Origin of the sequence: Lapidilactobacillus gannanensis (genome assembly GCF_003946675.1) — a bacterium.
GTDB classification, from domain to species: domain Bacteria; phylum Bacillota; class Bacilli; order Lactobacillales; family Lactobacillaceae; genus Lapidilactobacillus; species Lapidilactobacillus gannanensis.
Genome location: NZ_RHOT01000002.1, coordinates 26,686 through 51,412 on the forward strand (window position 1 = coordinate 26,686; position 24,727 = coordinate 51,412).

Sequence of the window (24,727 nt, forward strand, 5' to 3'; positions counted from 1 at the left end):
ATAAGCAAATTTTTGAATTTCGCTATTCGAGTATAACAACAGTTTTGCTGAGTTGAGCCGTTCTGCTATAACTGCCTTAAGCACTAGCAAAAATGGAGTGCGTGGTTGTCAGCCAATGGTCTTTATTTGCTTCTGAGCCTGCGAGGAGCAGCCAAATTATTCTTAAAGTGTGAGGAGCAACGTTTTTCCGGCGTAGAGTAACTGCAAATAATTGCTTGAGCTGGTGCAACCAGATCGAGTGATTATTTTAGTTAATCATAGCCGTTTGCTGCTCTGAACACGTTTGATGCTTCAGTACTTACGATAAGACCTGTCTTGGAGACTGTGACATAAGTCTATTTTCCAAAAATAAAACGAACTTTAGCTGCTGAAACGTGTTCTCAAAAGGCAACGGGTTCCGCTTAACGCCTTTTGTCACACTCTAAATCAGCGTCGGCCGCGTTCCACAACCAACAAGACCGCAATGGCGTTAAAACTGGTTCTGTTTTTTCAGTGTCATTACAGGTTTGATTTCAAAATAATAAGCTTCCTTTTTAGCAGTCCGCAAAACGCCGTACTAGCAGTCTTTTACTTAGTCTGCTAAATTTATGAGCCTTTTTCTATACTACTTAAGTTTAAATGACTTATAATGAACTTGTTTAAATAATCAAGGAGGTTTTCATTATGGCTGAAAATATTGAAACAGAACCAGAAGTATTGAACTTGCCAATGGCAGATGTATTCGAATGGAGCGACGACAAGACGGTTGTTCGTGACGCAATCTGGGATTTCATCATGGAAAGCAATGGTCGCGACACAATCAAGACTGAAGAAACTATGAAACCATTCCTAGATATGACCGAAGCACAAGTTAAGGACTACGTCGAAAAGAACTTAAAGAAGTAGTCACTGATTTCAATTTAGTGATATAAAGAGCCCACTAACGATTTGTCGTTAGTGGGCTTTTGTTGTAGCAAGAATTAATTTGATTTTTAATCAAACTGCGTAAATTTGGTCAATAATAGTTCAATTGTTCTTGAGAAAGCGCTTTATAGGCGTTATCTTCAGGGTAGTAACTGTTAATCAATCAACAAGCTATTATCAAACAAAAGGTTGGTGACCTGAGTGCTTTCTTTTGAGATTAAAAAAGTATTTAAACGAATGCCAATTAAGAGTTTGTTCAGTATTATTTTGCTTATTTTTGCAGCCCTAGTCTTTAACGATTGGCGTCAACAACAAAACCAAACGACATTTATTCAAGAACAACTGGCCTTATATCATGAGACTTTTCAGCGCTGGCTACAACAAAAGCCAGCTGCTGACCGTCCAATTTACCAGCGTAATCTAACTCGCGTTGAACAATTACAGAAAAGTACTAACACCCAACAACCAACGGCCTTTATGAACGCTTACTATAACTACTTTATCGATCCCACAAAACTTCAAGCCTTTTGGGTGCCCTTCCTTGGTGAATCTTCAGATAATGGTGAATTTTACACGCTTTTAAAAGCCAACGAATTAAATGATACTTACTCCGAAATAAGTTGGCTCAAAAAAAAGCACGTCACACCAATATTTCCGCAAACAGTGCTCACTAATCCAGAAACTTTAGCCAACTTTAATGGCAGCCAAGCAACAATGCAAACTTTTAAGAAAGCAAATCAACGTCACTATTTAAGCGGTTGGGCTTTCATTTGGCAATTTTTCAAAGGAAATTATTTCTTGCTGCTATTACTGCTAATTAGTTTAGTCTGTGGCAATATTCTAGTCAGCGAATTGAATCGTCGTAATCCTACCATTGATTTTCTACTCTTACGCCAATCACCGCGGCGGATTTTCTGGACTAAATATTGGACAGCAAATTTGTTAGGTTGTGGCTTAATCGCCAGCATTTTGCTGATTAGTTTTGTAGCCTTGAGTCTGATTTTCGGTGCTGGTTCACTAAATTATCCAGTCCTCAGTTGGCAACGTGGGACGGCGTCTGCCTCACCATATAATCAGATTAAATACGCACCGACATTCTTTGAGCCTTACCGCACCTCATTGCAACCATTGAGCCATTATTTAGCTAGTTGCTTTTTGTTACTAATTTTAGCGGTGCTACTATTCAATGCTTTGAGTTTCCTAATCGGTGTCTTAATTCGAAATACGCTAGTTACTACCGTAATTACTAGTGGCATCATCTGCCTAATTCCGATACTACCAAATTCGTCTTGGCTGCCCTTAACCTATTTAAAAATTGACGCAGTCGCCAGCAATTATTTAGGCTATCAGCTGCGTCAACCAGTTTTACTGCAAGGTGTAATTAGTCTCAGTATCAGCATTATTGTTGTCCTTATTTTAGCTCGGCTAGTGTTTGCCCGCCGTGAGAAAGGAGCCACCAGATGATTATCGATCTTGACCACCTAAACTTCAGTTATCATCAAAAAATGATTTTTAAAGACGCCCAATTGCAAATTAACACCCCAGGAATTTACGGTCTGATTGCACCCAATGGCACTGGTAAAACAACCTTACTGCAATTAATAGCGGGCCTATTAAAGCCGCAAAGTGGCACCATCGACATTCTGGCCCAACCTGCTTTAAAACAGTGGCAATTGGCTAAATTAGCTTTTCTGCAAGATAATTCGGTTTTATATCCCTACTTAACCGAACGCGATCACTTACGTTATGTTCAGCAGAATTATCAAACTTCCGATCAATACTTAGCTCGCCTGCTGGATATTGTTGAGCTGACTGACTTTGTTGACCGCAAAGTAAAAACCTATTCTCTCGGCCAAAAACAACGACTGCTAATTACCTTGGCCTTACTGATGAAGCCCCAAGTTATGCTTCTAGACGAACCTTTCAATGGGTTAGATCCGGATACGTTATTTATTCTGCGCGATATTTTTGCTAATTTAGCGGCACATCAAGTAACCATGTTGATTTCTTCCCACAATTTATTAGAACTTAATAAATTGACCAGCCAATTTTTCTTTATTGAACAGCAACAAATCGTTGCGAAAACTGCCACTGCTGAGCTGGAGCAAGAGTATCAGCGTCTATATAGTCAGAAACGGCAACATTTACAGCAGGTGAATCTTTATGAGCTTTGAATTCAAGAAGTTTTGGCGTAGTCATCTTTTATTAGTACTGTTAGTTTTAACGATTGTTTTTGCGGCAGGTAATTTTTATTTACAGCACGAGCGGCAAGTAGCTCAACGGCAACACCTACAACAACAAATTGAACAGGAATTATTAAATCTAAGTAGTTGTGCTAAGCAACTGGAGGACTTTGAAGCGCTGGAGCCCAATCAGAATTTAATCACCGTGCGCCAACAAATCATTCAAACCACCTTTGCGGACTTGGTAATTGAACGCGAGGCCCTCAAGAATCGCCAAGGGCAGAAATTCATTCAAGCCGAATTAAAAAAACGCCAAGATTATCGGCGCTTAAATCAAAAACTGCAACATGCACCCACTAGAAATGATTTTGCTAGTCGCATAAATTATCCACCAGCTATTTTAACGGTCATGGGCCAGCAACAATTCGTTTTTGACGATTTACAAGTCACGACCTTAACTGGTGGCGCCTGGTTAAACTTCACCCAACACTTCTTTCATCCCTTGGTACTACTACTCAGCAGTCTGCTGCTAACCGCAATTTTCAGTAGCGAAATTGCTGGCAGTCAAAAGCAGTTCATGGTGATGACTGCTCGTGGTGGTTGGCGTTATGCAGGCACTAGTTATCTTACCGCGCTAACAATTGGGGCGAGTTGTTACATGGTAGGTAGTTTGAGCACACTCTTGCTGAGTTGGTGGGCTGGTAGCGGCCTGTTTAAAAACAGTACTGATTCTTGGCAAATGCCACTGCAAGCAACCACTAAACAGACACTGCAACTGGGACAAGGACTGGGTCTAGCCATCATATTGGGTGGCTTATTGGCCGCCAGTCTACTCTGGACACTGTTTGTGCTTTTAACAGTCAGTCAAAACTTGACCATTAGTTTTGCTGGCGCCACGGTAATGGCCGGTGGTTGCCTCAGTTTCAATTATTTATTGCCAACTAAATTTGGATTGACTAGCTATCTTAACTTATTCACTCAGTTGCCAAAGTTTAGCGGTCTGCTGATTAGTAGCTTGATCAGCCTGATATTAATTGATTTTGCCTTACTTATTTGGCCAACGCTGGTACCAACAAAAATGGACGGTCTCCTAAATTGAGGGCGGATTATTTGGTAATCACTTTTTTCTTATTTACTCTTGCCATCATAATTCTTTAGTGTTAGACTAGCTTCAATCAAATATGACAGTTTAAAAACAATGAGAAAGAGGAGTACGTTTCGTCGGATTGCGCAGCGAATTGAGGTAGGTGGAAGCTCAATCAAGACGATGATTCTGGAAAAACACTTTCTTAGTTTCGACCTGAAAGAATTTCTGACTTCAAGTAGGGTGCGACGTGACCAATCCGTTACCATTGGGGAGTATGTTAGTACTCTGATAAAGTGGTTAAGCATGTAACAATTTGGGTGGTACCGCGAAAGTGAATCTTTCGTCCCTTGTCTGGGGACGGAGGATTTTTTTATACTCTAAAACTCATTGGCTGTCGAAAAAATGGAGGTATTATGATGAAAGAGGTATTTGCTCGTGATTTATTTCAAGCCAAGCCCACAACAATCGACCAGCTGGTTACCATGACTGGTTGGGTTAAAACTATTCGCAGTGGCGCTCACGTCAGCTTTCTAGAATTAAACGATGGGACTGATTTGCGCAACATTCAAGTAGTTTTAAGCGCCGCTGAATTAGAAAATTATCAAGCTGTAATCAAATTGAATCTTAGTGCCACTGTCAAAGTTGTTGGTCAAATTGCCTTAACACCTAAAGCTGCTCAACCTTTTGAGATTCAAGCAACAGCAGTTGAAGTTTTAGGACAAGCCGCTGCTGACTATCCGTTGCAAAAGAAACAGCACAGCTTTGAATTCTTGCGTACTCAAGCTCACTTACGACCACGCACTGCCACTTTCTATGCCGTTTTTAAAATTCGTTCTTTAGCAGCTTTCGCCATTCATCAGTTTTTTCAAGAGCGCGGTTATGTTTATGTCAACACCCCGATTATTACCAGTAGCGATAGCGAGGGGGCTGGAGAAATGTTTAAAGTTTCCGCACTTGATTTCGATCACTTACCCTTGACATCCACGGGAACAGTCGACTTCTCCAAAGAATTCTTCAAAAAAGCCACTAACTTAACTGTCAGTGGTCAATTACCTGATGAAGGATTTGCTTTAGCTTTTCGAAACACTTACACCTTTGGTCCCGCTTTTCGAGCCGAAGATTCCCACACTACTCGCCATACTGCCGAATTCTGGATGATTGAACCAGAAATGGCCTTCTGTGATTTGGCAGAAATGCTACAAATCGAGGAGCAATTAATCAAATACGTTATCAATTATCTGATGACCAAAGCACAACCAGAGCTAATGCTACTCACTGAAAAAGTTGATGCGGATTTAATCAAAAAATTAAAAGCCACTACAACTAGTGACTTCGAAGTTATTAGCTATGACCACGCTATCGAGTTATTGCAGCAAGCACCACAAACGTTTACTTATCCTGTAAAATGGGGTGTCGCTTTGCAAAGCGAACATGAACGCTATCTTTGCGAAGAAGTTTATCAACGACCGGTTTTTGTTATCAACTATCCTGAAGCAATTAAAGCTTTCTATATGCGCCGCAATGATGATGGCAAAACCGTCGCCGCTGCTGATTTACTGGTACCGGGAATCGGCGAATTAGTTGGTGGTAGTCAGCGTGAAGAACGTCCGCAAATTTTATCTGAGAAAATCGCCACTGCTGGATTAAATCCGGCCGAATATCAATGGTATTTAGATTTACGGCGTTACGGTGAAACCAGCCATTCCGGGTTTGGCTTAGGATTTGAACGCTTAATCATGTTTTTAACTGGCATGACCAATATTCGCGATGTCATCCCTTATCCACGAACCCCTGGTGAAGCTGAATTTTAAATTGCGTTTAGAAGATAATTTCGTTACGACCAACCACAGCAGGTCACAACTGGCACAGCTCACACGCAGTCAAAACTAGTGCCATTTTAACAAGTGCACTTAATATTTTTGTTCTCAGCTTTCGTTCACTTTAGCTTGATGATTAATTGCCAACTTCAAGAATAATGGTGCAACTAAGGTTGTCAGAATAATCGCGGCGATCACTGCGGAATAGTGCGCCGTCGACATTAAATGATTAGTCAACCCAATCTGAGCAATGATTAACGCCATTTCACCTCGAGAAACCATGCCTGAACCAACAATTAGCGCGCTCGGCCGATTAAAGCCCAGTAGGCGAACGCCGCCACCACAACCAATTAATTTCGTCAGAATAGCAACGACTGTTAATACTAAAATAAAGCCGATTTGCGGCACAAAATTTTTAAAAGTCATATTCAGGCCAATGTTAACAAAGAAAATTGGCATAAATAATCCCTGACCCAAATTATCAACCGCTTGGCTGATTTGTTCGCGAAATTTAGTTTGGCTAACCGCAACCCCGGCAAAGAAAGCACCGACAACATCACTTAACCCAACAACTTCAGCAAGATAGGCCAGACCAAAAGCAATAATCATCGCAATCACTAAACTGGCATAACGCATTTGTAATTTTTCAGCAATATGGAAAATCACCGGCGTTACCCACTTGATGACCACAAAGATACCGACAAAGTAACCAATTTGCAAGGCAAAATGACCAATCAATGCTGGTGTACTTAAATTTTGTTCGCCTAGAAACGACATCATTAAGCTAAGAATGATTACCGCCAAAATATCATCGACAACTGCTGCACCAAGAATCGTGCTGGCTTCACGGTTTTTTGTAAAATCCAATTCTTGCATAACGACTACGGAAATCGATACTGAAGTCGCTGCGAAAACAACGCCCAAGAATAACGCATGTTGGCTACTCATGCCAAACATCTGTGCGAGCGGCCAAATCGTGACGATTGGTAAGATTGCGCCTAAAAACGCTGCCACCATACTAGGTTTGAAATATTTACGCAGTAGCACTAAATCACTTTCGCAACCAGCCGCAAACATCAATAAAATTACCCCAATCTCGGCCATTTGGTGCAGAAAATTAGTTGGTGTTACCCAATTAAGCAGGGCCGGCCCGATTAAAACTCCGGCAACTAATTCGCCTAAAACTGCTGGAATACCAATGCGATTGCACAAGTAGCCCACAACCAAAGTTGCTAATAAAATAATGGTGATTTGCCCTAAATACGTCATAAATTCGCTCCCAATTTTTTACTGATACTTTCATTATAACAAAAACTAAATCCGAAACCGATTCCGTCAATCGAACTTACTATTGACAAGGCGGGGCACGCTTACCACATTAGCCAATTTTTTGACGTATAATTAGAGCAACTAATACGTTTAGAGGGGAGCTTTTTTTATGAAATATTTACAAGAAACTTTGACAACACCACTATCCAAAACGGCCACTTTAACTGGCTATATTTTAGATAATTCACCAGAAATGGACTCTAAGCGGCAACGACCAGCAGTCATTATTTTGCCAGGTGGTGGCTACGAATTCTTATCTGACCGCGAGGCGGAACCAGTAGCAATGCAATTTGCTGCCCGCGGTTTTCAGGCTTTCATTTTACGTTACAGTGTTGCGCCAGCTCACTTTCCAGTTGCACTACTAGAGGTTGCTCAGGCAGTGGCAACTGTTCGTCAGCATGCCAGCGATTGGCATGTCAAGCCTGATGAAATTGCGGTGCAAGGTTTTTCAGCTGGTGGGCACTTAGCGGCTAGCTTAGCCGTCTTCTGGAATTCCGATCTGCTGCGCGAATATGGCTTCAAGGCTGAAGATATCCAACCAAACGGCTTAAGTTTGGGCTACTCAGTCATCACTTCCGGTGAATTCGCCCATGAAGGATCAATTAAGGCGCTACTTGGTGATGACTACAGTGATCCGGCAAAACGCGCTGAAGTTTCTTTGGAAAACAAAGTCACCCCAGCTACGCCGCCAACTTTCCTCTGGTGCACCTACACAGATGGTTTAGTCCCAATGGAAAACAGTCTGATGTTTGCCGGTGCTTTACGCAAAGCAAAAGTTTCCTGCGAGCTACACATTTTTCCTGAAGGCGGCCACGGCCTAAGTCTGGCCAATGCGGAAACCCAACATGTTTCCGGCACTGGCATTCAACCGCAAGTTGCTGTTTGGCCAGATTTATTTACTACTTGGATGCATCATATTATTGAGAAATAAAACCTGAATAACATTTCAAAACGAAACTGATTCTGACGCCATTCCGTCTAGAGTTAAATTAGTTCACATCAATCTGTCTTTCTGCCAGTGGTGCTGCGTCAAACTTCTTAATCCAGGCAAGGAGCGTAAACCAATTTCTACCTACATTCCCAGAAAGCCAAATTTCTGAACAACAAACAAATTCAACCACAAAAAAAGCCCGGTCAATTGTCCATGCAACAATTGATCAGGCTTCTTTATTATTGTTTAAATACTGTCATCCGTCAACTCAGGACTACATTTTCCTAATTCAGTTTGAATCGTCAGGTGACAGATTTTAAACCCTTGATTTAATTCGCGATTCATTTTCTCAATGAATTCGTTATTGTCCGCCAGTGTTGTCCGCACAACGTGGACAGTCATGGCCACTTCAGTCGTGCTCATCGCCCAGACATGTAAATCATGAACGTCTGCAACTGTTGGTTCAGCCATGATTATTTTTTTAACTTGGTCAATATCTATGCCTTCTGGAACAGCATTCAAGGCTAAGTTAACGGACTGCCGTAATAAGCTCCAAGTGCCAATCAAAATAATTACCGCAATCACTAAACTAACAATAGCATCAAGTTGTTGCCAGCCAGTCATTAAAGCGATAAAGCCAGCAACGACTACGCCTAAAGAAACACCGGCATCAGCGGCCATATGAAGAAATGCGCCGCGAATATTTAAATCACCATGCTGGTCCTTCATAAATAAGACCGCTGTTAAACCGTTAATGACAATCCCAATCGCCGCCACAATAATAACGATCCAGTCGGAAGTTGGTTGCGGATGCGCCCAGCGTTGAATTGCTTCAACAATAATGCCGCCAACAGCCACTAATAAAAATACCGCATTAGCCAAGGCTGCGAGGATTGAGGACGACTTATAACCGTATGTGCGCTGTTTAGTCGGCTTTTTTTGGGATAACCACAGGGCTAGCCAAGAAATTAATAAGCCTAAAACATCACTTAAGTTATGGCCAGCATCAGCCAATAAAGCCAATGAACCAGCAGCGACACCGGCAATTGCCTCAGCAATAATAAAAACAACGTTGAGACTGATGCCCCACTTGAACATGCGTGACTTATGTTGAAACTGTTGATTATCCGCAATCTGAGAATGTTCCGCCATAAAAGTCACCCCTTTTTAATGATTGTTTTATAAAAATTTGTTACTAAAAAAACTGCAAATCTAGTGTACTTAATTTCATCGTAGCACTAAACTTACAGCTTCACAACGCACTAATTAACAGCGCGTGACTATTCAATTTCAATCCGATGATCTGCAGGCGTTTCTTGCTTTTCCTTAGGTAACGTAATCTTTAGAATACCATCTTCATACTTACCCTTAATGCCAGCAGCATCAACCCGAGGAATCCGATATTGCCGAGTAAAACTACCATAACTCCGTTCACTCATTAAGGTATTGCCCTCTTTATCGGCTTCGTCTGAGAAACTATCCTTTTTCCCGCTGATTGTCAAAACATCATTGTCATAACGAACGTTGATGTCCTTCTTATCCAAACCAGGAACTTCTACTGTAACTTTATAATCATGATCAGTTTCTTTAATATCTGTTTTCAAATCATTGTGTTCGGCCAAACCATAATACATCCGACCTAGATTGTTAAAGAAGTGATCATCATCAAAGAAATCATTTAATCCTCCAAATAAATCATTACGACGATTCATTAATTCATGTGCCATAACTGTTTACTTCCTTTCTTTAACCTTCAACATCTATTATAGTCGGACTGTATAATGATTCAAGAAATTAGCACTTGAATATACGGAGTGCTAACAAAAAGAAAGGAAGTTTGGTAAGTCACAGTCTCGGCGCAACTTAGCACATTTTCTTAATTGGTTGGATGCTCATTGGCAGCCGGTGAATCGCTGGGGATTTCCACTTTCACGTTATACTGGTCACCGTCATTCCAAATTCCGCCCCGCGCTTCGGATGCATTCATCACTAATACAAACGCACTAGCATCAATTTCGTGAACTACTTCTAGCATTTGATGGTAATCTGGATTTTCTACCACGACCATTAGCATTTCTTTGTCATGGCCGGTAAAACCGCCCGTCACATTGAAAATAGTTAAAGCTTTTCCTAGAAAACCAAGCTTGGCCTTAATCTCTTCCAAGACATCATCACTCATAATGTAAATAATTTTCTTACGATCTAAACCAGTTTCAATAAAATTCATGACAATCGTGGTCAGTACTTGCGACGTAATCGCCAAAGCCATCGTCTCAAAACCAGAAACAAACACGTTTAGCAAACAAATAAAACCATCGATTGCCAACAATGACAAGGAAGTTTTAACGCCCCAGAACTTTTTAATAATCAATGGTGGTACAGTAGTTCCGCCGCTGGAAGCATTAATTTGATACAACATCGAAATACCCACAGCGAAAACAGAACCACCGACAATCACCGTCAATAAGGGGTCTTTAATTAACTTAATTTGTGGTGTTAACGCCAGACATAAAGGTAATACGAAGCTACCAACAGCAATTTTCAAGACTGTTTGTTTCGACAAAAAGAAATAAGCCAAAATCAACATGGCCATGTTGATGATCAAGACCACTAAGGACAAGTTAAAGCCAAAAGCCGCTTCAAGTAAAATACCCAGACCAGTCGCCCCACCAGCAGCAATATCATGCGGGGCATAAAACATATTAATACTGATTGCAATAATTTCTAGCGCAACCAACATCACGAGATATTGTAAAATTTTTGAACGTCGAATTTGCGACATCCTACCACTTCCTTAGATTTATTTTAGAATATTTTTGCGATTACACTTAATTAGGAATACCTAAACCTTTTTGATTATAACATAGGAATTTGAAGCTTTTGTGTCCAACCACTGATTAACGACTACATGTGATATGACACACTGTCACGCAATCTAGCTTATTATAACAAAGTAATTTGTAGCGTTTTTTCTGAAAGTACGATAGAATATAATTCTGAGTTTTACCCACTATCAATCTGCCAGGTTCAAGCCTGACAATCGCGAAACGAGAGGACAGGAAAAACAAATTATGAACTTATTAATTGGGCTGATCCCTGCTTTAGGATGGGGCATTATGCCACTGGTAGCAACGAAAGCCGGCGGTGACCATATTAATCAAATTATGGGAACTACCTACGCAACTTTTCTGACCGCAATTGTGATTTTTATTAGCAGTCAACCTCATATCTCCTGGCAACTATTACTAATGGGCATGTTATCAGGTGCTTGCTGGGCCACTGGTCAAATGTTGCAATATCAATTGTTTCAGAAAATGACCGTGTCTAAGGCCATGCCGATTTCAACTGGATTGCAAATTATTGGTACTGCTTTAATCGGTGTTTTAGTTTTCGGTGAATGGGCTAGTGCTCGGATGAAAATCATTGGCACCTTAGCAATTGTCGGCATTATTATTGGTATGTATTTCACGACAATTCGTTCTCACCAACAAGACAACCAGACTAAGGGCGATGTTGGCATGTTGATTTTTACATTCTTCATTTCCACCTTAGGCTATCTCGGTTACAATGTCTTTCCTCAGTTAGTTGGCGCTGATCCTTGGGCTGGCTTCCTCCCTCAAGGAATTGGCATGGCGTTGATGTCAACGATTTTTGCCCTATTTTCTGGTCGTAATAAGCAACATAATTATTTCCAAGATAAATCAACTTGGTATAACTTAGCCTCTGGTTTCTTCTTCGCAATTGCGGCACTCTTCTACATCATTTCGGCACGTCGTAATGGTGTAGCAACTGGTTTTGCCTTAACTCAAATGAGTGTCGTCCTTTCAACCATCGGTGGTATTCTCTTCCTTCACGAGCACAAAACTCGTAAAGAATTAATCTTCACACTAATGGGCTTGGCCTTAGTTATGGTTGGCGGGATCACCATTGGGATTATGTAATTAACCCTAGTTAATAAAAATAATTTTAAACTTCAAATAAAAACGCTAGCGTGCACAATAGTTGGTAGTTATCATCCTAATTAAAGTGGCCACAGACAATTAGTCAGTGCACACTATCAAAAGAGCGTGTGCCAAAAGGCGGTCAGCCAGTGAGCATTACCGTAAAATGCCGAACAATTCGTTAGAATTGCTCGGCATTTTTGCTTTAAGCGGAACCGGCTGTCTTTTGTGACTATGTTCCGACAGCCAACATTTTGGGGACGGTCAAAAACTGCAGTCTCATTTTCAGTATCTTTTCATGATGTGACTTGGGTATTAACCGACAAATTCTCTTATAATTATGATGATTTACCGATTAATTAGTCTTCGTAAATGTTCATAAGTACTCAAATTGGCCAATAAAAAACATCTTCTTAATGTCAAAGCAATCATAGCAGTCAAATAGATAGTGGCCAATTAAAATATTTTTTCACGAAAATAATAATTTCATCTTGACAGTTGCCAACGACAGCGCTTACAGTAAAACTGATAGCTTGTAAAGAAAAATATTATCATCTAGTTTGAACGGAGGCTGACTGGCGAATTTCCAGTCATCATAAGTGGCGAAACTATTCGGCACTGGTTTTTTTGTTGATTAAAAAGAATGCTTATAATTGTTGCAATCCGCTCATCAGTGTAAGTATGATTGGATTTAAGCAGGAATGTGATGGGATTTATGAATATTGAAAGATTTGTGTTAACACGTAAAAAGATGGGTTTCTCACAACAAGAACTGGCTGCAGGAATTTGTACGCAAGCAACCCTAAGTCGGTTGGAGAATAACGGCCAAATTCCCACCATGAAGATTTTAATTCAACTATGTCGTCGACTCCAGTTAACATTGGACGAGCTTTTTCCTAAGGTTGGTGTGCCCGAATCCCAACTCAATCAGAAAATGGATCGCGCTGAATTTAATTTCGTTATTAGTGAATATCAAGCAGCCCAGAAGATCGTTGATAGTATTAACGAACAAGATGCCGCCAATGATGAGCAGCATTGGCGTTTCCTTTATTTGCGTGGCTATCTGGCCACCCTTTTAGATAAACCAATTACGGATGCCTTATTTGATTTCAATCAAATCTTAATGGCCGCGGAACACGCGCCCTTGATCTATAAACTTCTGGCTCATACTGGTTGTGGCATGGCTTATGCCCGTCATCAACAAATTGACAAGGCCGATTTCTATTTCAGCAAAGTCCTAGATCAGATTTATCAGTGCCCTACCCAGTCAACGAAGGATGTTTGGCGCGTTCTCAGCATTGTTTATAATTGTGGCGATTTCTATGGCGCCTACAAAAAGAACTATTTGATTAGTGATGAGTTATTACATTACGCTATTTCGATTTGCTCAGATAACCATGTCACCTACTATTTAGCCAAGATCCAATATCAGTTGGCGCTAAATGCCATTGCTCAAGCTAAAGAACCAGCGATTGTCTTAGCACATATTGAAGATTCTCGAGCCTTCTCACGGATCAACGGCAATCATATTATGTTGACCCAACTTGCCGAACTCCAGAAAAAACTTTATCCAGAAACCGTCTTAAATCCTGAAACTTTATTTTAGCCAGCCGTCGGTAACCAATCATTTTTTGCGTGCCCTTGACAATCACCTTTTCTTTCAGTAAAATGCAATTAAGTTAAAATGCCACAAAGCAAATAGAGGTCGCATGAATCACTAACCTTGGGAAGTGTCCAAACACGTCGAACCAAGTCTAAGGAGGATTGCCGAAATTGCCGCGAGTTTTGGAAGTCGCGGAGGTTGGGGCAACAGTTGAAAGGCTGTTGAACTGTCTTGACAGTTTTCTGTCAGGGAGCGCTATGATTTTGGGATGATTTGCACGACGAGTTTCAATCATTCAGTATTAAAATTATGGTAAAGACCTTTATTGAATTAACGTTCAGTAAAGGTCTTTTTGTTGGCTCTTAACATTGGAATTGGCGATAATTAAGCCAACGACACTAGGAGGAGTTCATCATGAAGCAACAGCACAAGTTTTTGGTTTGGTTAGGGTTATTATTTTTTGCCCTTCTTGCAATCCCAACGCACACCAGTCAGGCTGCTGACAATACGTTTAAAGTCGGCATGGAAGCTGGCTACCCACCATTCAACTGGACCCAAACGGACAGCAGTAATGGCGCCGTACAAATTCAAGGCTCATCATCTTACGCCGGTGGTTACGACGTACAGATGGCCAAGAAAGTCGCCAAATCTTTAGGCAAAAAATTAGTCGTCGTCAAAACTAGTTGGGATGGCCTAGCACCAGCCTTAACTTCAGGTAAAATTGATGCCATCATCGCTGGCATGTCCCCAACACCGGAACGACGCAAAACAATTGATTTCAGTGATACTTATTACAAATCGCAATTAGTGATCATCGTTCGTAAAAACGGGAAATATGCGGATGCTACTAAGTTAAGTGATTTTAAAAATGCCAAATTAACTGGCCAATTAAACACCTATCATTACACGGCACTCAACCAAATTAAAGGGGTCATTAAAGAACCAGCCATGAAAGATTTCCCTTCAATGCGGGTCGCTTTGGAATCTGGTACGATTGACGGCTACGTTTCTGAAAAACCCGAAGGAATTAGCGTTACGCGCGCCAATCCTAATGTGAAAATGTTGGAATTTAGTGGTACTGCTGGTTTTCATACCAATCCAGCCGACACCGATTTAGCTATCGGTTTACGAAAGAATGATCCTGATAAAGAGAGAATCAATGCGGCTTTAGCAAAAATCTCAGCTCATGAACGTGATCAAATTATGACGACAGCTGTCGAACAACAGCCACAAAGTAAGAGTTCTGGTAACTGGGTCATTGCCCTTTTGAAACAATATGGCGGCATGCTCGCAAGTGGTACTGGGATTACCTTGTTGATCTCGATGGTCGGGACAATTGTTGGTTTCATCATTGGCTTATTAGTCGGCATTCTACGGACCATTCCGCGAACTGGTTCAAAAGCGCGACGTGGTTTACTGCGGGTAATGGATTGGTTATTATCTGTCTACATTGAGGTCTTCCGTGGTACACCTATGATTGTGCAAGCTGCGGTCGTTTATTATGGCGCCGCGCAAGCATTCGGTTGGAATATGAACCGTTTGGCTGCCGCCTTGGTCATCGTTTCAGTCAACACTGGGGCCTATCTTGCTGAAATCATGCGCGGTGGGATCATTGCTGTTGATGCTGGCCAATTTGAGGCTGCTCACGCTTTGGGCATGACTCATTTACAAACCATGAATAAAATTATTTTGCCGCAAGCAATTCGCAATAGCTTACCGGCCGTTACGAATGAATTCGTGATCAACATCAAGGATACTTCCGTCTTAAGTGTGATTTCCGTTTCTGAATTGTTCTTCCAGGGTTCAACTATTGCGGGGCAGAACTTCCAATTCTTCCATACTTATCTGATTATTTCGGCAATTTACTTGATTTTAACTTTCACAATTACCCGAATTTTACGCGCTATCGAGCGCCACATGGCTGGCCCCCAGAATTACAATTTAATGGCCAACCAAGATCAAGTCTCTGTTCCCAAAGTTAATTCGGAGGTAGAATAATGACTAACGAAAAAATTATTACAGTCGAACATCTAGAGAAAACCTTCGGCGACCATCGTGTCCTGAAAGATATTAATTTAGAAGTCAATCACGGCGAAGTACTTTCCATTATTGGTGCTTCTGGCTCCGGTAAATCAACACTGCTACGTTGCATTAATTTGCTGGAACATCCCACTAATGGCGATATTAAATTTCACCAGCAAAGTATCTTAACCAGCGACTTTGACTTAACTGATTACCAAGCAAAAGTTGGGATGGTCTTTCAGTCATTCAATTTATTCAATAATTTAAACGTGTTAGAAAATTGTATGATTGGGCAAACGACCGTTCTAAAACGCGATCCAGCTCAGGCCAAAAAAGTTGCCCTAGAACAATTAGATAAAGTTGCGATGTCACCATATGTAAACGCCAAACCAGCCCAATTATCCGGCGGTCAGAAACAACGAGTAGGAATTGCCCGAGCTGTTTCAATGAACCCAGAAGTTTTACTCTTTGATGAACCAACTTCTGCCCTTGACCCAGAAATGGTTGATGACGTGCTCGATTCAATGCGAGCGCTGGCTCACACTGGGCTCACTATGATCCTAGTTACCCATGAGATGGCCTTTGCTCGTGATATTTCAGACCATGTCGTTTTCATGGATCAGGGTGTCATCGCCGAAGAGGGTTCAGCCGAAGCAATCTTCACTAACCCTCAAAAAGAACGGACTCAAACCTTCCTGAAACGCTACTTACAGGGCGGGATGCGCTAAAAATAGTCATTTTTCCAATTAAATGATCGTATTTAAGCGATGGTATTAGGTTCCAGTGACTTTTTTCATATTCGGACCGTTTATCATTTTGAAAAGACAGCAAATAAATAACACGTTTAAATTCAAAGGCCAATGATGGTCAGCGAATTTAAACGTTTTTTTGATAATGTTGATGGTTATTCTGCTAATACCTGATATTGAACATGACTCTCACCATTACCGTCTGGAACAACCTGTAATTGATTAGGTAGTTGGACTTGTAACTCACGTACATGACTAATAATGCCGATCAGACGCTGTTGACCTTCTAAACTAGTTAAAGCTGCAATTGCAGTTTGCAGTGACGTTTCATCTAAAGAACCAAACCCTTCGTCAACAAACAGCGCATTAATTTCAATAGCGCCAGTCTGCTGTTGGACAACTTCACCTAAGGCTAGTGCTAAAGCCAACGCGGCAATAAAACTTTCCCCACCAGATAAAGTGCGCACGCTGCGATAATCACCGGTGTAATCATCATAAACATTCAGCTCCAACCCGGAGTTCTTCCGATTAGTACCAAGTTCATCAGCTAATGCCAACTGATAACGACCAGCAGTAAGTTGACTGAGCCGACTATTTGCAACCTTGAGCACTTCATTAAGATACATTTGTAACACATAGCGTTCCAAACCTAATTTTTGCGAGCCTAAACCGCGAGTAACTTCGCTAAGTTCTTGTAATGAAGTTAAATCAGTCATTTGCTGGCTAATCTCGACTAATTGGTCAGCAATTTTCTGCAGCTGCTGTTGTTGATTTTCGATTTCAGTAACTTGGCGTTGCTGAACACTAGCCTGCTCTTTCAAAGCTTGTAGCTCAGCCTGAACTGTCGTTAAATCAGGTGCCGTTTCAACTCCGACCAATTTTGCAGCTAATTCATTGACCAATGTTTCCAAGCGGATTTTATTGTGTTCATAATCCGTGATTTGCTGTTGCAAAATATCGAGATCAACGGATACCGAAATCAGCTCATCTAATTTAGCCTGCTGTTCGGCAAAAGTCAGTGTTGGCCACTGTCTCTGCCAAACAGCTGCCAACTTAGCTTGTTGTTGCTGCAATGTTGCAGTTACTTGACGCAATTGTTCTTGATAGTGTTTTTGATCAGTATTTTGTTCAGCCAACGTTTGCTGTAATTGCTGTAAACCTTGTTGTTGTGACTTTGTTTCTGCTTGATAGTGTTGAATAGCCTGTTGCCCCTGCTGCAAAGAAGCCGTGAGCGCTGTTAACGTCGGAAATTCTGTTGGCAATTGTTGTTGTTGATCGTGTAATTGCGTCTGTGTCACTAATAATTCATTGGCTAGTTGTTGCTGCTGAGCTGTCGACTGCTGCTGTTGCGTCAGTAACTGTTCTTGTTGCAACGTTAATCGCTTAAAGGACACACTGGCTTGAGCTAAATTTTGTTGTTCTTGAGCCAATTCCTGAAGTTGCTCGTGATTAGCCTGTTGTTCCGCTTGCAAAAGTGCCATTAACTGCGCAAGCTCAATGTTCGACTGACAATCAGTTCTTGTGGTCAACCAAGCAGCCATTTGTACCTCATTAATTAATTGTTGTAAAGCCGCTTGATTCTCAGTAGTAGTCAGATCCACTTGCTTTTGTAACGACGTTATACTTGCTACTGTATTGGCCAATTGGGTCGCTGCTTGCTGACGCTTTTGATCAGCTGCTTCTACCTCAGCCTGAGTGACTGGATCTGCAGTAATAACAGTCGTTGCTAATTGCGGGTGATCCGTTGACCCACAAACGGGGCACGGTGTACCGGGCAATAGGTCTTGGCTCAACAAGGCAATCTGATTCTTAGCAAAATCACTTTTCAACTGTTGATAGTTTTGTGTTGCTGTTACTTGCGCTTGATTTTCGACTACTTGTTTAGCCTTTAATTGTTGCAAGGTCTGCGCTTGTTGCGCAAGTTGTGCTGCTACTTGCGCAAGTGCCTTAGCCGTATGTTGCCAATGTTTTAATTGCTGACTTTGCTGTTGTAAAGCCGCTTGTCTAGTTAATAGTGGCGTTTGTCGCTCAGTTTGCTGTTTTAATTCAGTCAGGCGTTGTTGATTGTCCGCAAGCGTTACTTGCTGTTGTGCCAGTGCTGCTTGCCCCTGGTCAACCTGTGCTTGCTGTCGCTTAGCCTTAGTTGTTAAGTGCGCAACAGTTTCATATAACGGTTGTAACGCCTGCCAGTGTGTTAATTGTTGCTGTTGTTGCTCATATGCTGGTGCTTGGGCTAACAATCCATTCACTTGGGCTTGTGTCAGCTTAATTTGCCGTTGCGTTTGCTCTTGCTCCTGTTGTTTGGTTTGCAGGCGTACTTGCCATTGTTGCTGTTGAGCAATTTGTTGCTGATATTGCTCCCAGGATGGTGCTTGTTGCTGGGCCCACTGATATAAATCACGCTGATTAATCAACTGTTGAATCTTAGGCTGCTGTGCTAGCAGTGTTTGCTGTTCTTTTAGCACTTGTTCTCGCTGCTGAAAATCACTTAAAACTTGCTGCTGTTGATTGAATAACTGTTGCTGTTGATTAACCGCTGCCTCTTTTTGTTGATAACTTTGTTGGGCCTGCTCTTGCGCACGCATTAAAGCTGTTAACTGTTGTTTTAATAAACTTTGCCGTTGCGCGAGTGGCGCCGTAGCTGCTGGCTGATAGGCTGGCTGCCAAGGAATCTGCGCCAATAAAAAGTCCAACTGATCTTGATGAGCTTTATTTTTAGCACTGGCAGTTTTATAAAGCTGTTGAATCTGGTCGACCCAGCGTTCATAACGCTGAGTTTGAAATAAATTCCGCAAAACCGCTTCTTTTTGATCACTGTCACCATCTAAAAATTGTCGAAACTCGCCTTGAGGCAACAGCACAATTTGCCGAAACTGATCCGCATTCATTTGCAGTAAATCAGCTAAATACAAATTGACCTGATTAACACGCGTTAATTGTTTTACCTCAGTTTGATCTGTCTCATCTTGATAAATCGTCAGTTCAGCCGAACTGGTTACATCCGTCGTCCCATTGCCACGTTTTTTAGCTAATGTTTGGGCGGGTTTGCGAATAAGTTCATACAGCTGGCCTTGTTGCGTGAAGCTAACCTTAACACTCGTTTCATCTGCTGGCGTAGCAAACTCCGAGCGAAAATCTTGAGGGCGCCGTTGTGGTCCAGAACCGCTACCATATAACGCAAAAACTAATCCATCAAAAATAGTCGACTTGCCGGCACCAGTTGGACCGCTGATCAGAAACATTGATTGCTGGTCAAACTTAGTAAAGTCGATTTTTTGTTGCCGATAGGGACCGAAATAATTTAATTCCAATTGTAGTGGTCGCATTATTGCTCTGTCTCCTTTAACGCCTTAGCTGCCCAAGCAACCTGCTGATCAGTTAGCGGCTGCCCAGTAACTGTCTGATAAAAGTCAGCTAATAAATCTTGCGGCGTTTGTTGTTTCGTGGTAGCTAAGGTTCGCTGTTGACTAAATTGAACACCATTAGCCCGACTCATCGTTAAGAATCTTGGAAATTGTTGCTTCAGCCGATTACTGGCATTACTGATCACATTCGTATCCGTTAAAACAATTCCCGTATAAGCTGCTTGATCAATGCCATGCTTTTGCAAGTAATTGGCATCGCTTAAGTCGGCAAAGGCTCCAGTTAATTGTTGCACTTCATGTAACGGCGTTATGGGACGAAATCGTACCTTGATTTCTGGTTCTGTATCGACAATCAAGACGCCCTTAGTTTGGTTTACTTCTGATAAAGAGAATTTATTTAAGGACCCACTATAACGAACTCGCGGCTCATGTAACGCATCTTTATTATGAATATGACCCAGCGCAACATAGTCAAAATCCGTTAATAAATTCAATGGCACTGCATCTAAACCACCCACATTGATACTGGTCTCTGAGTCAGAGTGCGTGCTACCAGCCGCAAAAAAATGGGCCACCAAAATATGCTTCTTGCTAGCATCAAACTGAGCCATCATGCGTGCTACTAAAGCTGTCATTGCTTGCGCCAATGTATGAATTGTCTCATCGTCAAAAAATTGCCGTGCTTGATACAACTCAAAATATGGTAATAAGAAAAATTGACTATCACCAATCACAATCGGGTGATCCACCGAATTCAGAGTCGTTCGTAAATAGTAGCCCGTTTGTTCGAACCACTGAGAACCCACACCAAGTCGCACGGCACTATCGTGATTCCCATTGATCACTAATAACGGCTGTTTTAAAGTTAAGTTCAAATCACTGATCATCTGATTTAACAAGCGGACAGCCTCTTCACTGGGATTTTGACGATCGTACAAATCACCAGCAATCACGACGGCATCCACCTGCTCCGCTTGAGCAATTTTGACAACTTGGGCAAAGCTGGCCTGTTGTTCAGCTAATAAATCATAACCAAATAACTTACGCCCCAAATGCCAATCAGCAGTATGTAAGAATCGCATTTACTTTTCCTCCTCCGCCTCAAGTGACTGACGCAACTGCCAAACTCGAAACTTACTAATTATATAATCGTGCCTTAATTGAATTAGCTTTTGATAATCACTGTCTTCGCCATCACGTAATCCCTGAACCAGTTTAATCTCTTGACGAAGCGCGTTTAATCGGGGACTAGTGACCGCACCAGTTAGATGCCGTTGCGCTGCTAATTGATTTTGCAAATGTTGTTGCTGTGTGGTTAAACGTTGTAGCGTTTGTTCTGAATGAACTAACTGTGGTAATAAAATCGATAACTCTTGATTCCATCTGACAAACAAGTCATAAGGCATATCACCTTTGAGTCGATTGCATTCACGACACGATAAAGTCAAATTTTCCCAACTATTATCATTTGATAGCGTCACCGGATTTTTATGATCCACGCTATCACCATAACGGCCGCAATACTGACACTGATAATGATAAAATTCCCGCACTCGTGCGCGCGTTGTATAGCTAAGTGTGTTTTTATCAAATAATCCCGTTGTGTCACAACCTAGTTTGCTTAAGTCTGTTGGTAAGTTTCCTGTGAAAATAAAGCTAGGCTGATCCTGCCAATGGATTAACTCCGCATAGAATTGCTGGCGGCGGTCAACTGTTTGCCAATCTGCTGGTAACGCATCAAAACTATTAATCAAACTCATACAACTTTTACGTTGCTCTCGCGTAAGCTGTAACGTTGCTGGCATTGGCGTCATTTGTAATTCTTGCGGTAATCCCAAGAACGTCCACTGTCGAGCTGCTGCAAAATAACTTATTTGTTGGTTACTAAAGCTGGCCGGCTGTAGACCGCGTTTTTGACAGAGATCACAAACACTGGTCACAACTGTCGTCCCCACCTGAAAATGTTGTAAATTTAAATCTAATTGACAGTACGCACATCGTAAATGCATAGCGCTGATCCCTACCTTATTGAATACGTTAAACCTCACCGATAATTCGCAACTACTTGATTAAAAAAACCAAGTCTGGCTAATAACCAAACTCGGCTTTTTATACAAAATCATCATACACAATTTCAACCAATTGTTTCTTAGTCGCAAAGTTGACTTGATAAACCATTTGCTCTAACGCCTTCTGATATTCATCCAGAACATCTTCTGGTAATGGCGTGACTGTGGCTAACTTTGTAATCACTTCATGAGGATCATTGACCGCATTTAAATCCACAAACAGATAAATCTTAGTCAACAAATCATGAACCAAATCAGTCATCACGCCATTAGGTTTACCATTTAAGTCAGTTAATGTTACCTGATCTGGCGAAACGCTTTGATGATTAACTGTGATAAATTTCAATACTTGAAAGACATTCATGGCATTTACCCCATTTAAACCAATTTACTCTTATCTTAGCACAAACCTAAGACCTTTAGCATTCGTTAATAAAAAAAATCAATTCTTCAAAAATTAATCATGATTTATCGCCACTTTTAAACTCAGAACTATCATTTTTATTGGTTATGATTTATTCATCGTCAACGAAAGGATGATAGTCATGTTGATTAACGATAACAACCAAGAAATTACAACAATTCAAATTAAAAAAATTATTAATGCTAAAAATATTGAATGTAAATCTGAAGACGGTGAATTAGTTAAGCTCCATCTAACAAAAAGCCAAAAAAGTGATTCCTTGTTCTGGTGGAGCCTAGTCAAAATTTACACCGCCCAATTATGGATTCCAATCATGAAAAATACCCAAACCCTATTGAGCTTTGACTGGTTAACTGATAGTGCGACTATTTAAAAAAGTAAGCAAAAAGAGCTGGAAAATTCCCAGCTCTTTTTTTATACTAAAATTATTTATCAGCGTCAGCTAATTTCTTCAAAGTAGCTAATACTTTGTCTTGAGCCTTAGCATTCTTTTTAACGTTAGCATGATTAATGGGACGACGATCGCCGTTCATACCAGTATGAGTGTTTTGTGACATGATGATCCTCCTAACTTATTCAATTAATTCTATTGCATTTGAACAAATATTTCAACTATCAATTCAAATCTCATCATTTCATCAGCAAATTATTGCCCGGGAAATAAATTGACCCAAATTACGGTCGTAATTGTTCTGATTCGCGACTGAAATCTAATAGTGCTCGTTTTACTTGGGCGCGTTGTTGATGATCAGTCAGGACAATCAACGTATCTCCAGCGCGAATCTCAGTATCGCCTTTAGGAATCAAATCTTTTGAACCGCGGCGAATCGACATTAACAAAGTATTCTTCGGCCAAGCAATATCACGAACTTCCGTACCAACAAAGCGGGTCCCTTCAAAAACTGGAATCTCTAGCCGATCATTGCGCCCAGTTAATTGAGCCAGCGTTTGGTTAAGGTTCATCCGTGCTGATAAAGATTCATAAATTGGCTCACCACCGAGCACATCAACGACTAGATAAGCAGTTAAAGAAACAACTGCTAGTGGCATTAAATGACTCAAACTACCGACCATTTCCGTAATTAATAGAATTGCCGTAAAAGGTGCTTTACCAATCCCGGCAAAATAACCCGCCATTGCAAAAATAACTAAATTCATAACTAGTGATGCTGGCAACAGCTTGGCCTGAACCATTAAAACACCATATAAATCACCGATTAAAGCACCTAACGTTAAAATTGGTAAGAAAATGCCTCCCGGTAAACCAGAACCGTAGGAAACCATTGAGAAAACAAAGCGGAGACTAAAGAGTCCTAATACAATAATCGCTGCTGGTTGTTGCTTAGCCAAGCTCAAAATTAGGCCATTGCCACCGCCAAGTGTTTGTGGCCAAAAATATCCCACTACCATGACTAACATTAGTGGCACAATATCATTCCAACGTCGAGGCAAACGCGGTATTTTCTGGTAGAGTCGTGGCATATATAGTAAGATTCGTTGATACAAAATTCCTAACAAGCCTAAAAAAATACCTAATAATAACAGATGCCAATACAGCCGCAAGGGAAAACTAGTATCATAGTGAATCTGCAAGACTGGCGTGAGCCCAAAGAAATTCAAAGAAATAAAATTAGCCCCTAATGCCCCAGCCAATGATGACATCCAGACTAATGGTGAGAAGTTATGATAGACTTCCTCCAAAACAAACATCGTCCCCGCCATCGGCGCATTAAAAGCTGCAGACAAACCGCTAGCCGCTCCGGCCGCTAAAAGCACTCGTTCATTGGTTTCGTGTTCATGGGTCAACTGAGCAAAGCCTTGACCAATTGAAGAACCTAACTGAATCGACGGTCCTTCACGCCCTAGAAACAGGCCAGAACCAATCGCTAAGACCCCACCGACAAACTTACGCCATAAAATCGACCACCAATTTAAATGCAGGGTTGTTGCCAGTTGAGCCTCAACTTCTGGAATCCCTGATCCCATAATATGAGGTTCTCGCTTAATTAAATAAGCATTGATAATCGCAATTACGATCAGAATTGCGGCAATTAACAGTAACCATTGCCACTGTTGGTGAGCTTTGCCGTACCAAAATTGCCACAGCAACAACGATTTTTCAATGATCAAGCGAAATAAGCTCACCACCAGCCCAGAAATCAAACCGACGACTAGGCCCTTGCCAATAAAGGTTACATGATTAAAGTCCAATTTTGCCCTAATTCTTCCCACATTCAACACCTCTACTACTATTAAAGGACAAAAAAGCGTTGATTGCTAGATTAAAATTGCAATCAACGCTTA

The 24,727-nt window shown here is 41.3% G+C and carries 21 protein-coding genes, 1 riboswitch and 1 other annotated feature; of the genes, 11 read left to right on the plus strand and 10 right to left on the minus strand.

Features of this window, described 5'->3' with window-relative positions; translation table 11 throughout:
* Positions 1-663 precede the first annotated feature (663 nt).
* The 5 genes from EKM81_RS00930 (at position 664) to asnS (ending at position 5,984) form a co-directional block, all read left to right on the plus strand.
* Entirely contained in the window at positions 664-885 is a 222-nt protein-coding gene (locus EKM81_RS00930; protein WP_125647047.1) for a P8 family protein, read from the plus strand.
* 255 nt (positions 886-1,140) lie between these two features.
* Positions 1,141-2,367 (plus strand): ABC transporter permease, encoded by a 1,227-nt coding sequence (locus tag EKM81_RS00935; protein WP_125647050.1) that lies wholly within the window; start codon positions 1,141-1,143, stop codon positions 2,365-2,367.
* Positions 2,364-3,077, plus strand: a complete 714-nt coding sequence (locus EKM81_RS00940; RefSeq protein WP_125647053.1) for an ABC transporter ATP-binding protein — start codon at positions 2,364-2,366, stop codon at positions 3,075-3,077. The genes EKM81_RS00935 and EKM81_RS00940 overlap by 4 nt, the downstream gene beginning before the upstream one ends.
* The gene (locus EKM81_RS00945; protein WP_125647056.1) at positions 3,067-4,185 is read left to right on the plus strand and encodes a hypothetical protein; all 1,119 of its coding nucleotides are present in this window, start codon (positions 3,067-3,069) and stop codon (positions 4,183-4,185) included. Before EKM81_RS00940 ends, EKM81_RS00945 begins: the two co-directional genes overlap by 11 nt.
* 90 nt (positions 4,186-4,275) lie before the next feature.
* Positions 4,276-4,524, plus strand: a binding site (T-box leader).
* Between the two features lie 65 nt (positions 4,525-4,589).
* Positions 4,590-5,984: an asparagine--tRNA ligase gene (gene asnS / locus EKM81_RS00950; protein ID WP_125647281.1), complete on the plus strand. Its 1,395-nt coding sequence runs from the start codon at positions 4,590-4,592 to the stop codon at positions 5,982-5,984.
* Positions 5,985-6,098: 114 nt separating this feature from the next.
* Here asnS and EKM81_RS00955 read toward each other — a convergent pair whose 3' ends face one another.
* Complete coding sequence (locus tag EKM81_RS00955; RefSeq protein WP_125647059.1) at positions 6,099-7,259, minus strand: cation:proton antiporter; 1,161 nt, start codon at positions 7,257-7,259, stop codon at positions 6,099-6,101.
* A 169-nt stretch (positions 7,260-7,428) separates the two neighbouring features.
* Here EKM81_RS00955 and EKM81_RS00960 point away from each other — a divergent pair, with 169 nt between their 5' ends.
* Positions 7,429-8,250, plus strand: a complete 822-nt coding sequence (locus tag EKM81_RS00960; RefSeq protein ID WP_125647062.1) for an alpha/beta hydrolase — start codon at positions 7,429-7,431, stop codon at positions 8,248-8,250.
* Between the two features lie 246 nt (positions 8,251-8,496).
* Here EKM81_RS00960 and EKM81_RS00965 read toward each other — a convergent pair whose 3' ends face one another.
* The 3 genes from EKM81_RS00965 to EKM81_RS00975 form a co-directional block, all read right to left on the minus strand.
* Positions 8,497-9,402, minus strand: a complete 906-nt coding sequence (locus EKM81_RS00965; RefSeq protein ID WP_164509143.1) for a cation diffusion facilitator family transporter — start codon at positions 9,400-9,402, stop codon at positions 8,497-8,499.
* Positions 9,403-9,530: 128 nt separating this feature from the next.
* Positions 9,531-9,977: an Hsp20/alpha crystallin family protein gene (locus EKM81_RS00970; RefSeq protein ID WP_125647065.1), complete on the minus strand. Its 447-nt coding sequence runs from the start codon at positions 9,975-9,977 to the stop codon at positions 9,531-9,533.
* Positions 9,978-10,126: 149 nt separating this feature from the next.
* Complete coding sequence (locus EKM81_RS00975) at positions 10,127-11,032, minus strand: YitT family protein (protein ID WP_125647068.1); 906 nt, start codon at positions 11,030-11,032, stop codon at positions 10,127-10,129.
* Between the two features lie 289 nt (positions 11,033-11,321).
* Here EKM81_RS00975 and EKM81_RS00980 point away from each other — a divergent pair, with 289 nt between their 5' ends.
* From EKM81_RS00980 to EKM81_RS00995, 4 genes are all read left to right on the plus strand, one after another.
* Positions 11,322-12,191: a GRP family sugar transporter gene (locus tag EKM81_RS00980; RefSeq protein WP_125647071.1), complete on the plus strand. Its 870-nt coding sequence runs from the start codon at positions 11,322-11,324 to the stop codon at positions 12,189-12,191.
* Positions 12,192-12,897: 706 nt separating this feature from the next.
* Positions 12,898-13,797, plus strand: coding sequence for a helix-turn-helix domain-containing protein (locus EKM81_RS00985; protein ID WP_225420137.1), 900 nt, complete (start codon positions 12,898-12,900; stop codon positions 13,795-13,797).
* An 85-nt stretch (positions 13,798-13,882) separates the two neighbouring features.
* Positions 13,883-14,060, plus strand: a riboswitch (Lysine riboswitch).
* Positions 14,061-14,208: 148 nt separating this feature from the next.
* A complete protein-coding gene (locus tag EKM81_RS00990; protein WP_125647074.1) occupies positions 14,209-15,792 on the plus strand; it encodes an ABC transporter permease subunit in 1,584 nt (527 codons plus the stop codon).
* Entirely contained in the window at positions 15,792-16,544 is a 753-nt protein-coding gene (locus EKM81_RS00995; RefSeq protein ID WP_125647077.1) for an amino acid ABC transporter ATP-binding protein, read from the plus strand. Before EKM81_RS00990 ends, EKM81_RS00995 begins: the two co-directional genes overlap by 1 nt.
* A 176-nt stretch (positions 16,545-16,720) precedes the next feature.
* Here EKM81_RS00995 and EKM81_RS01000 read toward each other — a convergent pair whose 3' ends face one another.
* The 4 genes from EKM81_RS01000 to EKM81_RS01015 form a co-directional block, all read right to left on the minus strand.
* Positions 16,721-19,891 (minus strand): AAA family ATPase, encoded by a 3,171-nt coding sequence (locus tag EKM81_RS01000; RefSeq protein ID WP_125647080.1) that lies wholly within the window; start codon positions 19,889-19,891, stop codon positions 16,721-16,723.
* Positions 19,891-21,012: an exonuclease SbcCD subunit D gene (locus tag EKM81_RS01005; RefSeq protein WP_125647083.1), complete on the minus strand. Its 1,122-nt coding sequence runs from the start codon at positions 21,010-21,012 to the stop codon at positions 19,891-19,893. Before EKM81_RS01005 ends, EKM81_RS01000 begins: the two co-directional genes overlap by 1 nt.
* Positions 21,013-21,939, minus strand: a complete 927-nt coding sequence (locus EKM81_RS01010) for an HNH endonuclease (RefSeq protein WP_125647086.1) — start codon at positions 21,937-21,939, stop codon at positions 21,013-21,015.
* Between the two features lie 100 nt (positions 21,940-22,039).
* Positions 22,040-22,363, minus strand: coding sequence for a hypothetical protein (locus tag EKM81_RS01015; RefSeq protein WP_125647090.1), 324 nt, complete (start codon positions 22,361-22,363; stop codon positions 22,040-22,042).
* Between the two features lie 181 nt (positions 22,364-22,544).
* On the opposite strand from EKM81_RS01015, the gene EKM81_RS01020 reads away from it, so the two are divergent.
* A complete protein-coding gene (locus EKM81_RS01020; protein WP_125647093.1) occupies positions 22,545-22,796 on the plus strand; it encodes a hypothetical protein in 252 nt (83 codons plus the stop codon).
* A gap of 52 nt (positions 22,797-22,848) precedes the next feature.
* On the opposite strand, the gene EKM81_RS11420 is transcribed toward EKM81_RS01020, so the two are convergent.
* Both EKM81_RS11420 and EKM81_RS01025 read right to left on the minus strand, forming a co-directional pair.
* On the minus strand, positions 22,849-22,980 hold the full coding sequence (locus EKM81_RS11420) for a hypothetical protein (RefSeq protein WP_263853310.1): 132 nt from the start codon (positions 22,978-22,980) through the stop codon (positions 22,849-22,851).
* A 118-nt stretch (positions 22,981-23,098) separates the two neighbouring features.
* Positions 23,099-24,664: a ClC family H(+)/Cl(-) exchange transporter gene (locus EKM81_RS01025; RefSeq protein WP_379880214.1), complete on the minus strand. Its 1,566-nt coding sequence runs from the start codon at positions 24,662-24,664 to the stop codon at positions 23,099-23,101.
* Between the last annotated feature and the right edge of the window lie 63 nt (positions 24,665-24,727).

Bases quoted from the DNA above. Each gene is read 5' to 3' on its own strand.
- EKM81_RS01000 (WP_125647080.1), bottom strand. From the start codon at position 19,891: ATGCGACCACTACAATTGGAATTAAATTATTTCGGTCCCTATCGGCAA.
- EKM81_RS00930 (WP_125647047.1), top strand. From the start codon at position 664: ATGGCTGAAAATATTGAAACAGAACCAGAAGTATTGAACTTGCCAATG.
- EKM81_RS00955 (WP_125647059.1), bottom strand. From the start codon at position 7,259: ATGACGTATTTAGGGCAAATCACCATTATTTTATTAGCAACTTTGGTT.
- EKM81_RS00975 (WP_125647068.1), bottom strand. From the start codon at position 11,032: ATGTCGCAAATTCGACGTTCAAAAATTTTACAATATCTCGTGATGTTG.
- EKM81_RS01010 (WP_125647086.1), bottom strand. From the start codon at position 21,939: ATGCATTTACGATGTGCGTACTGTCAATTAGATTTAAATTTACAACAT.
- EKM81_RS11420 (WP_263853310.1), bottom strand. From the start codon at position 22,980: ATGTCACAAAACACTCATACTGGTATGAACGGCGATCGTCGTCCCATT.
- EKM81_RS00965 (WP_164509143.1), bottom strand. From the start codon at position 9,402: ATGGCGGAACATTCTCAGATTGCGGATAATCAACAGTTTCAACATAAG.
- EKM81_RS00985 (WP_225420137.1), top strand. From the start codon at position 12,898: ATGGGATTTATGAATATTGAAAGATTTGTGTTAACACGTAAAAAGATG.
- EKM81_RS00940 (WP_125647053.1), top strand. From the start codon at position 2,364: ATGATTATCGATCTTGACCACCTAAACTTCAGTTATCATCAAAAAATG.
- EKM81_RS00990 (WP_125647074.1), top strand. From the start codon at position 14,209: ATGAAGCAACAGCACAAGTTTTTGGTTTGGTTAGGGTTATTATTTTTT.
- EKM81_RS01020 (WP_125647093.1), top strand. From the start codon at position 22,545: ATGTTGATTAACGATAACAACCAAGAAATTACAACAATTCAAATTAAA.
- EKM81_RS00960 (WP_125647062.1), top strand. From the start codon at position 7,429: ATGAAATATTTACAAGAAACTTTGACAACACCACTATCCAAAACGGCC.
- EKM81_RS01005 (WP_125647083.1), bottom strand. From the start codon at position 21,012: ATGCGATTCTTACATACTGCTGATTGGCATTTGGGGCGTAAGTTATTT.
- EKM81_RS00970 (WP_125647065.1), bottom strand. From the start codon at position 9,977: ATGGCACATGAATTAATGAATCGTCGTAATGATTTATTTGGAGGATTA.
- EKM81_RS00995 (WP_125647077.1), top strand. From the start codon at position 15,792: ATGACTAACGAAAAAATTATTACAGTCGAACATCTAGAGAAAACCTTC.
- EKM81_RS00945 (WP_125647056.1), top strand. From the start codon at position 3,067: ATGAGCTTTGAATTCAAGAAGTTTTGGCGTAGTCATCTTTTATTAGTA.
- EKM81_RS00935 (WP_125647050.1), top strand. From the start codon at position 1,141: ATGCCAATTAAGAGTTTGTTCAGTATTATTTTGCTTATTTTTGCAGCC.
- EKM81_RS00980 (WP_125647071.1), top strand. From the start codon at position 11,322: ATGAACTTATTAATTGGGCTGATCCCTGCTTTAGGATGGGGCATTATG.
- EKM81_RS01015 (WP_125647090.1), bottom strand. From the start codon at position 22,363: ATGAATGTCTTTCAAGTATTGAAATTTATCACAGTTAATCATCAAAGC.
- asnS (WP_125647281.1), top strand. From the start codon at position 4,590: ATGAAAGAGGTATTTGCTCGTGATTTATTTCAAGCCAAGCCCACAACA.